The organism is uncultured Campylobacter sp. (assembly GCF_937949835.1).
Classification (GTDB): domain Bacteria; phylum Campylobacterota; class Campylobacteria; order Campylobacterales; family Campylobacteraceae; genus Campylobacter_B.
This window is the reverse complement of sequence record NZ_CALEDC010000313.1, coordinates 1-14,803: the sequence shown is the minus strand read 5'-3', so window position 1 is coordinate 14,803 and position 14,803 is coordinate 1. Positions and strand designations below refer to the sequence as shown.

Below are 14,803 nucleotides of genomic sequence, written 5' to 3'. Positions count from 1 at the left end.
ATTTTTAGGCGTTTAAAATTAAAAATTTTAATGGAAAAGTTGTAAAATTTTAGATTTAATGCGAGTAGATTTTGCGCGAAATTTTTTAAAATCTCGCGCATTATAAAAAGAACTTCCTTTTGAATTGGGAAGCATAAATTTAAAGGATTATTTTCGAAGCTCTTTGATTTTAGCCGCTTTACCGCGTCTGTCGCGTAGGTAAAATAGCTTCGCGCGGCGAACGCGTCCTTTTCTTAGAACCTCGATGCTTTCGATACTCTCGCTGTAGATCGGGAAAATTCTCTCTACGCCTACGCTATTTGCGCCGATCTTGCGGATGATAAAAGTCTCGCTGACGCCGTTTCCGCGACGCGCAATGCAGGTGCCTTCAAAATTTTGAATTCTGCTCTTATCGCCCTCTTTGATCCTGATGGCTACCTTTAAGGTGTCGCCGGCACGGAAATCAGGCACACTTTTGCTTGTGATCTGAGCGTCCTCAAACGCTTGGATATACTTGTTTTTCATAAATTTCCTTTATTTCTGGCGATTTTTCGGTACATATCCGGGCGGAAGAACCTCGTTTTGCATAGCGCCATTTGATTTTTTAAGCTGCGCATTTTAGCGTGATTACCCTTTAAAAACTCTGAAACTATAGGTAAATTTTCAAAAACATCAGGCTTTGCGAACGCGGGCGCCTCTAAAATTCCGCCTTCAAAGCTTTCTTCGACAAGGGAGCTTTCGTTGCCTAAAACGCCCTTTATGTTGCGGCTTATCGCATCACACATGCAAAGCGCGCCGAGCTCGCCGCCGGTAAGGACGAAATCGCCGATGCAAAAAATTTCATCCACATATCTTTCGACTATGCGCTCATCGATCCCCTCGTAGCGCCCGCAGATAAAGCATAAATTATCTTGGCTGCTTAGGCGCTTGGCGTCGTTTTGGTTAAATTTTTTACCGGCGGGCGAGAGGGAGATAAACTTGGCGTTTTTAAATTTAGCTCTTACGTGTTCGATCGTCCCGGCAAGCGGCTCCGTGCCGATCAAAAGCCCCGCACCGCCGCCGATCATATAATCATCCACTTTCTTGTAGCGATTTGTCGTGAAATTTCGCGGGTTAAAAAAATGCGTCGAGATTATTTTTTTATCGACCGCGCGCTTTAAAATTGAGTCCTCAAAATACGGCGCGATGAGATTTTCAAATAGAGAGATGAAGATAAAATTCATGAGTTTTCCAAAATCGCGCGCGCATTTTGTGTAAAAATTTTACGCTCGCTAAGCGAAATTTCTTTCACATAGGCGTCTACGTAGGGGATGAAAAATTCTTTCGGCAAAGCCTGCGAGATTAAGCTTTCATCCGTTTCTACCTCAAAAAGATAGCCGCTTCCGATCTGCGATATGTCACTTATGCGCCCCAAAATCACGCCGTCTTCATAAATTTCAAGCCCAATAACATCGAAGTAAAAGAACTCGCCCTTTTGCAATTTGCAAAATTTCCGCGTGTCCTCTTTGCTTCGGTAAAGAATTTGGTTGGTTAAATTTGCCGCCGCTTCTACGCTTTCGTAATTTTTAAAAATAGCGCTAGAATTTGCGCCGCTAAAGGATAGAATTTCTAAAATTTCGCCGTTTCGCAGATAAAATTTGGCGCCTTTTTTAAACTGAGAGGGGAAGTCGCTGCGATCAAAAATTTTAACCGCGCCCTTTAGACCGATAGTCCGACCGAGCTTCGCGACCTCTAAAAGATCATCAGGCATCTTTGGCTTTGACGGTAATTTTATAATTGATCGGATCTTTTGCTTTATAGCCAATGATGACGGTCTTTATGGCGTTTATCATTTTGCCGTCCTTGCCGATGAGTTTGCCGGTGTCGGCCTTGTCGGCATAGACGATGATCTCGGTAAAGTTCTCACCGACCCGCTTTTGCGTAGAGACGGACTGCGGATAGTCGGCGATCAACTTTGCGTATTCTTTTATAAAATTTTCTACCATTTTATTTGCTTGTGATTTGAGCGACCCTATCGCTTAACTTCGCGCCTACGCTCTTCCAGTATGCCAAACGCTCCGCGTCGAATTTGATATTATCGCTATCTTTTAGCGGATTGTAAAAGCCGATCGTCTCGATAAAGCCGCCGTCGCGTCTTTTCCTGCTATCCGTTACCACGATGCGGTAAAAAGGCTGCTTCTTTCTTCCGATTCTTGTAAGCCTAACAACTGTTGCCATTTTTTCTCCTTAAATTTTTGTAAGTTTTAGAACTTGCAGATGGCTAAAACTTAAACATCTGCAAACTCTACCGAGAGGCTATCTCGGTAAATTTTGCCTTTGAGCGATTGAGGCAAGCCCCTGCATGCCGCCCTTGCCCGAAAATTTCTTCGCAAGCTTCGAAGCGCCCGCGAACTGCTTCAAAAAGCGGTTCACCTCCACTTGCGAAAGCCCCGCGCCGGCAGCAAGTCTGCGCTTACGCGAATTATTTAGCAGATCGGGATTTTCGCGCTCTTTCGGCGTCATAGAATTTATCATCGCTTTGATATGAAGTATCTCTTTGGAGTTTTCCAAATCGATATCTTTTATCTTATTCGCCATGCCGGAAAGCCCCGGGATCATGCCGATTAAATTTTTCATATTGCCGAGCTTTTTCACGCTTTCGAGCTGATTTACGAAATCGTTGAAATTAAACTCGCCCTTTTTGATCTTTTTGTTTAAGGCCTTAGCTTCTCTTTCGTCGAAGACGGCGCTTGTTTTCTCGGCTAACGTCGCTAAATCGCCCTCGCCCATAATGCGGCCTGTAATTCTATCGGGTATAAAGCCTTCCAGATCGGCCACCTTCTCGCCGGTTCCGATAAAGCGAAGCGGGATGCCAAGCTGCTGCGCGATACCAAGAGCTACGCCGCCTTTGGTATCTGCGTCAAATTTGCTTAAGATCACGCCCGTAAGGCCTAAAATTTCATCAAATTTAGCGGCCGTTTTAATGCCGTCTTGACCGCTCATAGCGTCCGCTACGTAAAAAATTTCATGCGGATTTAGAGCTTTTTTCATCTCCGCAAGCTGCGCCATTAGCACCTCGTCTATCGCAAGGCGTCCCGCCGTATCTACGAGCAGTACGTCATAAAGCCCGCTCTTAGCCTTGCTTAGCGCTTTTTCCGCAACCTTTAGCGGATCGCTCTCGCCCTCGATGAAAAATAACTCGATCTCGTTTGCTTCGCACAGCTGGCGGAGCTGTTCAACCGCGGCTAGGCGCTGCAAGTCGCACGCTGCGACCAAAACCTTTTTTTTACGAAGTTTCAGATAGTTCGCGAGTTTTATCGTGCTTGTGGATTTTCCGCTTCCTTGAAGTCCCGTCATCAAAGCTACCGTAGGAGGCGTGCTAGCGAATACAAACCCCTGACTGCTGCCTCTAGGCGCCGTTAAAATTTTAGTCAAATTTGTCTTGATAGACTGCAAAAACGGCTTCTGTCCTATCGTGCCGATACGAAGATCGGCTTCGACGAGCGCCAAAAAATCCTTTACGACTTTGTGGTGTACGTCGGCCTTTAAAAGCGCCTTTTTTAGCGTCTCCAAGGCGTTTTTTAAAGCTTTTTCGTCATCGATTGTTTTTAATTTATTGACCGCGTTTTTAAACGACTCGCTTATGATCTCAAACACTTTGATCCCTTATAAAATTTTTAAACTTGCGATGTTACCTAAAATTAACTTAAAAGCCATTGAATATCAGAGATCCTTAGGAATTTCAAAGCCGAATTCGTTGAAGCTTTTACCTAGCGGAGCTTTAAATTTAAGCCCCAAAATTTCGGTCTCGTACGAGTGCAGAAACATCCGTTTTGCGCGGCTTTTAGCGTATTTTTCATCGCCTATTACGCCAAATCCAGCATTTGCCAGATGCACGCGGATCTGATGCGTCCTGCCCGTCTCGATCCGCACTTTTACGAGCGATTTTTTGCCGCTTACCATCAGCGGATAAACCTCGCTAAATGCGCTCTTGCCGTTTGGCGAAATTTTAGAAAACGCGCCGCTTCGGGTCTTTATCGTCAAAATCGGCTCGTCAAATTTCATCTCTTCGCTCACGATCCCCTTCACGATCGCGATGTAGCTTTTTTTCACGCGCAAATTTTTAAATTCCGTAATCGCCGCTTCGCGAAATTCCTCGTTCTTATATAGCAGCACGACGCCGCTAGTTTCCTTATCCAGGCGGTTTAGAAGCCCGAATTTATAGATTTTTTCCAAATTTTCGCTACTCATAAAGGGCGGCTTATTGACCGCCAAAACGTTCTCATCCTCGTAAATGATCGCAGGTTTTGCGGGCTTCATCACGCTAAATTTAGTATTTTCGCCGAGCATCTCGCGCGCTAGAGCGATCTTTGCGCCGCGCGCGCTTACAAGCCCCGCGTCGATGAGGGCCTTGGCTTCGTTGTGCGAGATGTTTTCCTGCGCCGCCAGCAGCTTGTAGGCTTTTTCTTGCATTAAATTCTTTCCTTAATTAAATTTTCTATCTCTTGCAGATCGCAAATTTTATCTATCTGCGTGCCCTTTAGCGGCTCTTTTAAAGCGTTTGAAATTTCGTTCGCCTCGCACAGAGCGATGTTTTGTACGAGCGCGTACAGCGCCTTTTGATTATGAAAAAATCGCCCGCTGATGATCGGTACGCCGAAGCTCGCCGCCTCGATCGGGCTATGTCCACCGATATTGCGCAAAAAGCTGCCGCCCAAGATCACGACGTTTGAAATTTTATAAAAGTTCGCTAGCTCCCCGAAGGCATCGAGCAAGATAAAATCGCTCCCAAGCCCCGCGTCGTCGCTAAATCGCTCAAAGCTAAGCCCATGCTCGTGCGCCCAAATCTCACAAATTTCACGCACCTTTTCAAAGCGCTCCGGATGTCTCGGCGCCAGGATGATTTTTAGTTTTTGCGGCGCGGCAGTCGAAGTCGCCGTATTCGGTGCGGTAAAATTTAAAGACGCGCCGTTTAAAGGCGCCGTATTCGGCACGGCGGACGAAGCGTTGCTTGAGCTCGCCGTATCCAAAGAAGTTGCGTTTAAATTTAGTGCTTCGGTCAAGCCCGTCTCGCTGTGAAGCTCGGCCGCAGGCAAGCTTTTATCGCTGCGGGTACTCGCTGCGCGCGGGTCTTTTTCGGGCGCATTCTGCGAGCTGCGAAATTTTATAAAATCATTTAAATTCGATAAAATAAGCTCCTCTTCGCCCTCGTGAGTATTTGAGATCGTAAGCACAAAGCTATTTGCGGCCGCGGCGGAATAGTCCTTCGTCGCAACGGCAATATTCGCGCTTTTCACGTTGCCAGCGACCTTTATATTTTTTGCGCCGAGCTCCCGCAGCCGCGCCGCATCAAGCTCGCTTTGCGCAAGCACCAGATCGATATTTTCAAACGCTTTTCGATAATAAAACTTAAAGCGCAGATAGCTCGCGTACGAGCGGTCGCTTATGCGCGCATTTAGCAGGATCACGTAGCTTCCGCGCGCCTTGGCGGAACGGATCAAATTTAGCCACAGCTCCGCTTCAAAGATCACCAGCACGCGGCTGCCCGTAAGCCAAAACGGAAGCCAGTTTTCAAACGGCAGGTAGCGAGAGTTCGGCGTGAGCGCGTACGCCGCACCGAAGCCCGTCTGCGTGGTCGTGCTAAGCGCGACGCTCTCAAATTTAGAAATTAACGGCGCGAGAGCATTTACCTCGCCCAGGCTGCAAGCGTGAAAATGCACCGCAGCGGGGCTAAATTTAGGGTTTTTGTATAGAAAAAATCGCGCCTTCAGGCTCGTGCGGTATTTTTTTTTAAAGCTTAGGATAAAAATAAAAGGCGCAGCTGCAAGCCACGCCAAAAACGCCAAGGCGGTGTAGATCACTCGGCTTCTTTATATAAAATTCTGCCGCAATACGGGCAGGTTACGATGTCGTCGCTTTTGATGACCGCGGAATAGGTCTTGTCGCTTATGCGCATAAAGCAGCCGTAGCAGGCCTGTTTGCGCACCGGCGAGACCGCCGTATTGCCCGCCCACTTGCGGATCTTTTCGTAGAATGAGACGGTTTTTGGGTTCATCGCCTGCATTAGCTTATCGCGCTTGGCGTAGATCGCGCCGCGAGCGACCTCGACCTCGCCCATCTCGGCGCTTACCTGCTCTTGTAGGCTTTTTAACTCGGCTTCAAACGCCTCTTGCTTTTCACTCTGCTCTTTTACGAGCGCCTCTTTTGCGGCTACGATCTTTTCTAGCCTTTCGATCTCCTCGTTTGTGGCCTCGAGCTGCTCTTTTGCGATGTCTTCTTCGACGCTAAGAGCTTTGATCTCCTTTTCGGTTTTTGCCGCGCCGCTTTTTTTACCCGTGCTTTTTAGCTTAGACGAAAAGGCGCTAAGTTGCGCGTTTGCTTGTAAAATTTGAGATTTTAGCTCGGCGATCTCCGTATTGAGAGTTTCGATCTGTTCTTTTGCGCCTAAAATTTCGCCGCTTTTTTTGCTTAGTTTCTCCTGCGCGGCCTCGATTTTAGGCTTAAATCCGTCCAGCTGCTTATCGAATTCGCAAAGCTGCACCAATTGGCTTAAATATTTGTTCATCTTTTTCCTTTAATAATACGTAAATGGATTTTTTTGCTCGCTTATTATAACTTCAATTTCGCTTTTTTGCAAGAAAGGTGCGAGCGCGCGCCCAAAATAGCGCTCACTTTCAAAATGATTTATGTCGATCAAACTCACGCCGTTTTCTAAATTTTGAAGCGCCGTGTGATATTTTATATCGCCCGTGATGAAGCAATCCACGCCTAAGCTTTGATTTAGTTCGCTTCCGCTGCCGGTGCAAAGCGCGATATTTTGGATAAAATTTTTCGTCTTTACCGCGCGCAGATGCTCGATGCCGAGTTTGCGCTTTATATCCGCACACAGAGCCTCAAAGCTCAAATCCGCGCGCATGAAAACCAAAAATTCCCGCTCATCCGTAATTTCAAATTTTAAAATTTCGCGCGCTACGAACCCGTTTAAAACGTGCTTGTCAAAGTTCGTATGCATCGCGATGAGAGAGATATTTTTGCGGATCATCTCATAGATCAAATTTGCAGGATATAGCCGCGGATCAAGCGATTTTAGCGGACTGAAAATCAGCGGGTGGTGTACCACCAAAAGCGAGCCCGCCTCCGCCTCGCGCACCAGCTCGCTAGTAACGTCGAGGCTTAGATAGATTTTTGAAATTTCATCATCCAAGTTTCCAAGCATTAGCCTGCTATTATCCCACGCCTCTGCGTCGCAAAAAGGCGCGGCGGCGTTTAAAATTTCATAAATTTCGCCCGTTTTCATAAATCCTACTTTGCGCTTTTATCTGTTTTATTTGCGGAATTTTGCTTATCGCAAGCGTTTTTTAAATTTACGCCTGCGGAGGAAATGGGTGCCGCGCCGCCGTCTTTGCCGCCTTTTTTATCGCTGCACGTCGCGGCGTCCAGCTCGGCGACATATTTTTGCGGATCTGCATAGCAAAGCGCGCAGTTTTTGGCAAGATCGCGGATCTTTAAAATATAATCCTGCCTCTGCGTGACCGAGATCGCTCCGCGCGCGTCAAGGACGTTGAACGTGTGCGCCGCGAGCATACAGTAATCATACGCAGGAAGCGCCAGGCCGTGCTTTAGGATGCTTTTGCACTCGCCGAAGCAGTTTTCAAACTGATTAAAAAGCATTGCGGTATCCGCAAGCTCAAAGTTGTATTTGCTAAACTCAAACTCGCCCCTTTTATGCACGTCGCCGTAGGTTACTAGCCCCGCCTTGTCGTCCCAGACGATGTCGTAAACGTCGTCTTTGTTTTGCAGATACATCGCCAAGCGCTCAAGCCCGTAGGTGATCTCGCCGCTTATGAGCTCGCACGTGATGCCGCCTACCTGCTGAAAATATGTAAACTGCGTCACCTCCATGCCGTCTAGCCAAACCTCCCAGCCAAGCCCCCAGGCCCCTAGCGTCGGGCTCTCCCAGTTGTCTTCTACGAAGCGGATATCGTGGCTTTTAAGATCTAGCCCCAGCTTCTCTAGGCTTTTTAGATAGAGCTCTTGGATATTATCCGGGCTCGGTTTTAAGATCACCTGAAACTGATAATACGCGCCCAAGCGGTTTGGGTTTTCGCCGTAGCGCCCGTCTGTGGGGCGGCGCGAGGGGGCGACGTATGCCGCGCGCCAAGGTTTGCTTCCTAGACTGCGCAAAAAGGTAGCCTGATGATAGGTGCCTGCGCCCGCGGGCATATCGTAGGGCTGAACGAGCAAGCAGCCCTGCTCGTGCCAGTAGTTTTGAAGCGTCAAAATAATCTGTGAAAACGTCATTTTTATCCTTTTATCGATATGTAAATTTAAATTTTATCTTCCGAGTGCTTTTCAAAGTCCGTTTTAAAGGCTCTTTGAAGCTTCGAGCTTTCAAAAAATTTCCAAATTTCAGCCCAGTATTCGCCTACTCTCGTAGGCTCGTTCGTAAAATCAAAAACCGCGTAATCGCCCGCTTCAATACATAATTTTTCGCCGGTTTCATCGCGCTCATTTTTGCGGCACTGCTTCGCGGATTTGCAAGCTTCGTCGTGGCTTTCTTTATGGTGCCCTTCCTTCGAGCAAGTGCCTATTAGCACGGAGTACTCCCTCTGCGCGCCGTTTTCGTAGTCGTAATACGCAGCATAAATTTCGTTTTTCGCGGCGCTGCTTCTGCTAGCGTTAAATTTTAAAAACTCGCCCCACAAATTTGCGATCACCCCTCGCCCGCTCATCTCATCTGCGTTATTCGTGCGAGTCTTTAGGCCGCAAATTTCAAAGCCTTCGCGCAATTTTAAAATTTTCAAAGTTTAGCCCTCAAGCAGCACTTCGATCTGCTCGGAGTCTTTTTTCAGCGCCTCCGCTTTTGCCGCGCGATCCGCCTTTAGCTTCGAGCTTAGCACCTCGTCGTTTAGAGCTAAAATTTGCACCGCCAGATACGCCGCGTTTTTCGCGCCCGCCTTGCCGATCGCAAGCGTCGCGACGGGGATGCCCGCAGGCATCTGCACGGTCGAATACAGCGCATCTACGCCGCTAAGCGCGCTGCCGCCGAGCGGGACGCCTAGCACCGGCTTGGTCGTATTCGCAGCGACCGCTCCGGCAAGATGCGCCGCCATACCCGCCGCACAGATGAAAACTTGCGCGCCCTTTTTCTCGGCGTCCGCGACGTATTTAGCCGTGCGGGCGGGGCTTCGGTGCGCCGAAGATACGATCATCTCGTACGCCGCGCCGAATTCGTTTAAAATTTTAGCCGCCTCGTAAACGACCTCGTAATCGCTCTTTGAGCCCATTATTATAGAAACAAATTTCATTCTATCTCCTTTCTTAAAAAGCAAAACTCCGCGAGCTTCGCGGGCAGCTTAATCTCATTTAGATTGCCGCTGTGAATCTCGCTAAATTCCTTACCGCTGCGGCTTTGCAGCCTCTTAAATTTTAAATATGGCTTGCCGTCAAGCTCAAAAATTTCGCCGATCTCATTATCGCAAGCGCAAATTTTAAAGCCGCGCGGAGCAAAAATTTCATACGAAACGCCTGGCAAAATTTTATCTTTGACGCTTATAAACTCGCCGTCCTGCGAGATCGCACAGACCTGATGCGTGCCAAGCTCGATGCTGCGGTCTAAATTTTGCGTATCCTCTCGCTCGTACGGGCGTTTTATCAAATATCCGTCGCTAAAGCCGCGGTTTTTAAGCGTCGCGATCTCGCGCTCGTAAACGCCGGCCTCAAATTTATCGCTCGCGGCATCGTCGATCGCCGCGCGGTAGGCATTCGTGGCGCATGCGACGTAGTATTCGCTCTTGGTGCGCCCTTCGATTTTGAAGCTGTCGATCGCGCCCGTTTGCATGATCTTTTGCACGTGCGAAATGAGGCTAAGATCCTTCGCGTTCATTACGAAAGTGCCCTCCCCTTCGCGCTCTTGCAAGCGGAAAAGCGCGCTGGTTTCGGGATTTTTCGCGTAAAGCTCGTAGTTAAATCTGCAGTCGTTCGCGCAGCTTCCGCGGTTGCTGAAGCGCCCGCTTTGCACCGCGCTAACAAGACAGCGCCCGCTGTATGCGAAACACATCGAGCCGTGCACGAAAATTTCGATCTGCAGATTTGGAATTTTATCCTTGATCTCCACGGCGTCTTTGAGCGTCATCTCACGCGCCGCGACGATGCGAACGGCGCCCAACTCCGCCCAAACCTGCGCATCCAGATAATTTAGCACGTTAGCTTGGGTGGAGACGTGGATCGGAATCTCAGGCGCTACGGCTCGCGCAAGGTTTGCGACGCCTAAAGTGGCGATTAAAATTCCATCCACGCGCAAATCGCGAAGAAATTCCAGATGCCTTTCGATGTTTCCTAGCTGACCGTTGGTCGCAAAGCCGTTTACGGTCGCATAAAGCTTCTTGCCGCGCTCGTGCGCGTACGCGACGCCCTGCGCGAAGCTTTCTTTGCTAAATTCCTTCGCGCTTCGCTGGCGCAGCGAAAATGAGCCTGTGCTTGCATACACGGCGTCCGCGCCGTAAGCCAGGGCGATTTTTAGTTTCGTTAAATTCCCGGCGGGAGCTAAGAGTTCGGGTTTTTTCAAATACATTCCTAGTGATTTTTTAAGCGCGATTTTACTACAATTTAGCCAAAATTTTATTTAAGGAGCAGTTGATGCGAGCCGATCTGCACAACCACACCTATCTTTGCAACCACGCTAACGGCGAGCCGCGACAGTATTTGGAAGCGGCGATCGCACGAGGCATAGAAATTTTCGGCTTTGCGGATCACGCGCCGATGAACTTCGATCAAAAATACCGAATGAGCTTCGAGCAGATGGAGCTTTACGAGCGGATGATTAGGGATCTGCGAGATGAGTTTAGCGGGCGGATCGACGTGCGGCTGGGATACGAGGTCGATTTTATGACGAAACGGGAGCTAATGGATGAGCGGATTTTCGCGCGCAAGCTCGATTATCTCATCGGCTCGGTGCATTTTTTAAACAACTGGGGCTTTGATAACGAGGAATTTTTAGATCAGTGGAGCGGGCGCGAAATAGACGACGTTTATCGCGAATACTTTGCGCTGATCTGCGCGCTGTGCAAAAGCGGCAAATTCGACATTTTAGGACACATGGATCTGATTAAAATTTTTAAATTTACTCCGAAAAAAGATATCAGAGTTTTGGCAGGCGGCGCGATAAACGCGATCAAAAAAAGCGGCATCGTCGTGGAGCTAAACTCCGCGGGGCTTCGCAAGCCCGCAAATGAAATTTATCCAAGCGATGCACTTTTAGAGGTGTTTGCGGATGCGGACGTGCCGATTACGCTTAGCTCGGATGCGCACTCGGTTGCCCAAGTAGCGCTAAACTACGATAAAATTTACGCCAAAGCGCGCGAGTTCGGCTACGATAAGATCGCCGTTTTCAAAAATCGCGAGCGGCAGTTCGTAAAGCTAGCGTAAATTTTAACGGCAGCCGCTCTCTGCTAAATTTTAAAGGCGCGGACGGCGCAAAATTTTAAAATTTCAAAAGGCGCGGCAGCGTGAAATTTTAAAAATCGCGGCGCGCAAAACGGCGCGCAGATAAAGTCGAATTTCAACTAAATAATGTTAAAATCCGCCGTTAAATTTAGCCCGAATACGGGCGGAAAAAAGGAAAAAATATGGGAAAATTTGTTAATGACGTGAAGGAATTTTTTAAATTTTGCGATGAAAACGAGGTCGAGTTCGTGGATTTTAGATTTACCGATCTAAAAGGCACCTGGCACCATGTCGCTTACAACTACAAGCGCCTGCCGAAGGACTTCGCCGACGGAATTCCATTCGACGCAAGCTCGGTAGCGGCGTGGCAGCCGATTGATAAATCCGATATGATGCTAAAGCCCGACGTGCAAACGGCGTTTTTAGATCCATTTACCGCGGACGTTACGATCATCGTCATCTGCGACGTTTATGATATCTACAAAAACGAGCTTTACGAAAAATGCCCGCGCTCGATCGCTAAAAAAGCCGAGCAGTTTCTGCAAACCACGGGTATTGGAGATACCTGCTATTTCGGGCCTGAGAATGAATTTTTCGTTTTCGACGACGTAAAGATCATCGACGATATGAACTGCGCGATGTTTAAGGTAGATACCGAAGAGGGGCATTGGAACAGCGGCAAAAACTACAAAGACGGCTTTAATAGCGGCCACCGCCCGGGCATAAAGGGCGGTTACTTCCCCGTCCAGCCCGTAGATTCGATGGTCGATCTGCGCGCCGAGATGCTAAAGGTACTTGAACAGATCGGGCTTGAGACCTTCATCTGTCACCACGAAGTAGCGCAAGGCCAGGGCGAGATCGGCGTCAAATACGGCACTCTCGTCGAGGCCGCCGACAACGTGCAAAAATACAAATATGTCGTAAAGATGGTCGCGCACCTAAACGGCAAAACCGCGACCTTTATGCCGAAGCCGCTCTACGGCGATAACGGCAGCGGAATGCACGTGCACCAATCGATCTGGAAAAAGGGCAAAAATACCTTTTACAAAAAGGGCAACTATGCAAATTTAAGCGACGCGGCGAGGTGGTATATCGGCGGCGTGCTAAAGCATGCGCGCAGCGTCGCGGCGTTTACGAACCCGAGCACCAACAGCTATAAGCGCCTAATCCCCGGCTTTGAGGCGCCGTCCATTCTAACTTATTCGAGCCAAAACCGCTCCGCTTCGATCCGCATCCCTTACGGCAGCGGCGAGCATTCGGTGCGAGCCGAGATGCGCTTCCCCGATAGCACAGCATGCCCGTATTTGGCGTTTGCGGCGATGCTGATGGCCGGCATCGACGGTATCAAAAACAAAACCGAACCGGTCGGGCCGATGGATGAAAATTTATTCAAGCTGCACCTGGATGAGATCCGCGAGCGCGGCATCGAGCAGCTTCCGCACACGCTTCGCGGCAGCCTAGAGGCGGTGATCCGCGATAATGAGTATCTGCGCCCGATAATGAGCGAGCTTTTTATCGAGACCTATCAGCATTTTAAATTTGAAACTCAGGTTTGGCCTTACGAGGCGCGTCCTACGCCGTTTGAGTTTGCGACGAATTATTCGTGCTAAGACGGGCTTATTTTATGCCGCGCCGCCCGGTTTTTACGAGACGGCGCAGCACAGAGCCTTGGAATTTTAAAATTTCGCCGCGTGCGAACTTTTAAAATTCTACCGCATGCGCGAACTTAAATACCGCCCGTGAAGCTTCAACTCTTTTACTCTAAACGCGAAATTTTATACTTTCTGCTCATTTTGCTTGGAATTTTATCGATAAACTTAGGCGTGAAATTTTATGAGCTCAAAGAATTCCGCGCGAAAAACTACGCCTTTTACGACGCGCAAATTTTAAACGCCTACGCCAAAACGAACGAGCGCGGCCGCACCTACACGGTGCTAAAGCTCAAAACGGCGGATTTTACCCTCTACACGACTGCCGGGCTCGGGCGGGAATTTCATCGCTTCGCGCGCGTAAATATCGGCATCGTGACGAAAAACGTAAAATTTTTAGATTTTTTAAAGCAGCGCTTTTACGCGCCAAATTTTAAAATTTCAGCTGAGACCGCGCCCTCCGGGGCAAAATGGCGCGCTATAGAATTCGTTCGCGCTCAGCACGAAGATGAGATGACGGCGGATCTTTACTCCGCGCTGTATTTTGCGACCGAAATTTCAAAACCGCTGCGCGCTAGCGTGACGAACTGGGGCATAGCGCACATCATCTCGATCAGCGGCTTTCATCTGGGCATTATCTTTAGCACTGTCTTTCTGCTCGCAATGCCGATATATCGCTATTTTCAAGATCGCTACTTTCCGTATCGCAGCGCGAGGCGCGATCTTAGCGTCTTTGTGATCGTGCTGATGAGCGGATATCTCTTCGTGCTTGATTTTACGCCGAGCTTTCTGCGCTCGCTTGCGATGTGCTGCGTGGGGTTTTACCTCGCGATGCGAAATTTCTACGTACTTAAATTTACAAACCTCTTCCTAACGATCGCGCTTCTGCTTGCGTTTTTCCCGCACCTAGCCTTTTCGATCGGATTTTATTTCTCCTGCCTGGGCGTGCTGTATATTTTCCTCTACCTGCACCACTTCGCGCCCAAATTTAAGCTCTGGCAGAACGTCATACTTTTCAACCTCTACGTTTGGCTCAGCATGAACGTAGCGGTCTATTATTTCTTCCCGACCGCTTCGCTGCAGCAGCTTAGCGTCATGCCGCTAGGATACGCGTTCGTGATCTTTTATCCGCTAAGCATATTTTTGCATCTATTCGGGCTCGGCGGCGCGCTCGATACGCCGCTGCTTGCGTTTTTAAATTTTACTTTGCCGAGCTTTCAGGCGCAAATTCCGCCGCTTCTTTTCGCGCTCGCAAACATCTGCGCGCTTGCTGCGATAAAGCTTCGCTACGCAGCGCTTGGCTGCGCGATAATCGGAATTTCGCCGATATTTTTTATAACGTAGCGCGCGAAAATTCCAGCGGGAATTTTATCCGTTGGAATTTTATGCTAAAATCGCGCTTCAAATCTCACAAAGGATCAAAATGTTTATTGCAAACCTCACCTATGTCAAGGACGCAAGCGAAGCGGACCGCTTTATCAACGAGCATAACACATTTTTAGATAAATTTTTCGCGGCGGATAAATTTATCTGCTCGGGGCGCAAAGTCCCTCGCACCGGCGGCGTCATCTTAATCAACGCCAAAGACCGCGCGGAGCTTGATGAGATCATCGCGCAAGATCCGTTCTTTCAAAACGGCGTCGCAAAATACGAGATCATAGAATTTGCGCCGACGAAATTTGCGCCCGAGTTTTGGAGGCTTTTCGGCGAATAAAAGACGCGGGTTAAATTTTAAAATTTACGCGCTCAAC

The 14,803-nt window shown here is 48.7% G+C and carries 17 protein-coding genes and 1 pseudogene; 4 read left to right on the top strand and 14 right to left on the bottom strand.

The features are described 5' to 3' along the window. Positions 1-147: 147 nt before the first annotated feature. From rplS to Q0256_RS07120, 14 genes and pseudogenes are all read right to left on the bottom strand, one after another. On the bottom strand, positions 148-504 hold the full coding sequence (gene rplS, locus Q0256_RS07185) for a 50S ribosomal protein L19 (protein ID WP_005873155.1): 357 nt from the start codon (positions 502-504) through the stop codon (positions 148-150). Next, positions 501-1,202, bottom strand: a complete 702-nt coding sequence (gene trmD / locus Q0256_RS07180; RefSeq protein ID WP_297961665.1) for a tRNA (guanosine(37)-N1)-methyltransferase TrmD — start codon at positions 1,200-1,202, stop codon at positions 501-503. Before trmD ends, rplS begins: the two co-directional genes overlap by 4 nt. Further along, a complete protein-coding gene (rimM, locus tag Q0256_RS07175; protein ID WP_297961662.1) occupies positions 1,199-1,729 on the bottom strand; it encodes a ribosome maturation factor RimM in 531 nt (176 codons plus the stop codon). Before rimM ends, trmD begins: the two co-directional genes overlap by 4 nt. Further along, positions 1,722-1,964, bottom strand: a complete 243-nt coding sequence (locus tag Q0256_RS07170) for a KH domain-containing protein (protein ID WP_005873158.1) — start codon at positions 1,962-1,964, stop codon at positions 1,722-1,724. The genes rimM and Q0256_RS07170 overlap by 8 nt, the downstream gene beginning before the upstream one ends. A gap of 1 nt (position 1,965) precedes the next feature. Further along, positions 1,966-2,196 (bottom strand): 30S ribosomal protein S16, encoded by a 231-nt coding sequence (rpsP, locus tag Q0256_RS07165; protein ID WP_005873159.1) that lies wholly within the window; start codon positions 2,194-2,196, stop codon positions 1,966-1,968. 78 nt (positions 2,197-2,274) lie between these two features. After that, entirely contained in the window at positions 2,275-3,615 is a 1,341-nt protein-coding gene (ffh, locus tag Q0256_RS07160) for a signal recognition particle protein (RefSeq protein WP_297961659.1), read from the bottom strand. A gap of 66 nt (positions 3,616-3,681) precedes the next feature. Further along, the gene (locus tag Q0256_RS07155) at positions 3,682-4,431 is read right to left on the bottom strand and encodes an RNA pseudouridine synthase (protein WP_297961657.1); all 750 of its coding nucleotides are present in this window, start codon (positions 4,429-4,431) and stop codon (positions 3,682-3,684) included. Then, positions 4,431-5,819 carry a glycosyltransferase N-terminal domain-containing protein gene (locus tag Q0256_RS07150; RefSeq protein ID WP_297961654.1) on the bottom strand — a complete coding sequence of 463 codons (1,389 nt, stop codon included), beginning with the start codon at positions 5,817-5,819 and terminating at the stop codon, positions 4,431-4,433. The genes Q0256_RS07155 and Q0256_RS07150 overlap by 1 nt, the downstream gene beginning before the upstream one ends. Then, complete coding sequence (locus tag Q0256_RS07145) at positions 5,816-6,523, bottom strand: zinc ribbon domain-containing protein (protein ID WP_297961651.1); 708 nt, start codon at positions 6,521-6,523, stop codon at positions 5,816-5,818. Before Q0256_RS07145 ends, Q0256_RS07150 begins: the two co-directional genes overlap by 4 nt. A gap of 9 nt (positions 6,524-6,532) precedes the next feature. Continuing rightward, positions 6,533-7,255: a Nif3-like dinuclear metal center hexameric protein gene (locus Q0256_RS07140; protein ID WP_297961647.1), complete on the bottom strand. Its 723-nt coding sequence runs from the start codon at positions 7,253-7,255 to the stop codon at positions 6,533-6,535. A gap of 167 nt (positions 7,256-7,422) precedes the next feature. Beyond that, positions 7,423-8,259, bottom strand: a pseudogene (gene glyQ / locus Q0256_RS07135) (glycine--tRNA ligase subunit alpha); the annotation flags it as partial. Positions 8,260-8,285: 26 nt separating this feature from the next. Beyond that, positions 8,286-8,762 (bottom strand): GyrI-like domain-containing protein, encoded by a 477-nt coding sequence (locus Q0256_RS07130; RefSeq protein WP_297961644.1) that lies wholly within the window; start codon positions 8,760-8,762, stop codon positions 8,286-8,288. A gap of 3 nt (positions 8,763-8,765) precedes the next feature. Next, complete coding sequence (gene purE / locus Q0256_RS07125) at positions 8,766-9,266, bottom strand: 5-(carboxyamino)imidazole ribonucleotide mutase (protein ID WP_297961641.1); 501 nt, start codon at positions 9,264-9,266, stop codon at positions 8,766-8,768. Continuing rightward, on the bottom strand, positions 9,263-10,525 hold the full coding sequence (locus Q0256_RS07120) for a peptidase U32 family protein (RefSeq protein ID WP_297961638.1): 1,263 nt from the start codon (positions 10,523-10,525) through the stop codon (positions 9,263-9,265). The genes purE and Q0256_RS07120 overlap by 4 nt, the downstream gene beginning before the upstream one ends. Positions 10,526-10,596: 71 nt before the next feature. Here Q0256_RS07120 and Q0256_RS07115 point away from each other — a divergent pair, with 71 nt between their 5' ends. The 4 genes from Q0256_RS07115 (at position 10,597) to Q0256_RS07100 (ending at position 14,766) form a co-directional block, all read left to right on the top strand. After that, entirely contained in the window at positions 10,597-11,385 is a 789-nt protein-coding gene (locus Q0256_RS07115) for a histidinol-phosphatase (protein WP_297961634.1), read from the top strand. 200 nt (positions 11,386-11,585) lie between these two features. Continuing rightward, positions 11,586-13,013 (top strand): type I glutamate--ammonia ligase, encoded by a 1,428-nt coding sequence (gene glnA / locus Q0256_RS07110; RefSeq protein ID WP_297961631.1) that lies wholly within the window; start codon positions 11,586-11,588, stop codon positions 13,011-13,013. 129 nt (positions 13,014-13,142) lie between these two features. Then, a complete protein-coding gene (locus tag Q0256_RS07105; protein ID WP_297961628.1) occupies positions 13,143-14,396 on the top strand; it encodes a ComEC/Rec2 family competence protein in 1,254 nt (417 codons plus the stop codon). A gap of 79 nt (positions 14,397-14,475) precedes the next feature. Further along, a complete protein-coding gene (locus tag Q0256_RS07100; protein WP_297961626.1) occupies positions 14,476-14,766 on the top strand; it encodes a YciI family protein in 291 nt (96 codons plus the stop codon). Positions 14,767-14,803 lie beyond the last annotated feature (37 nt).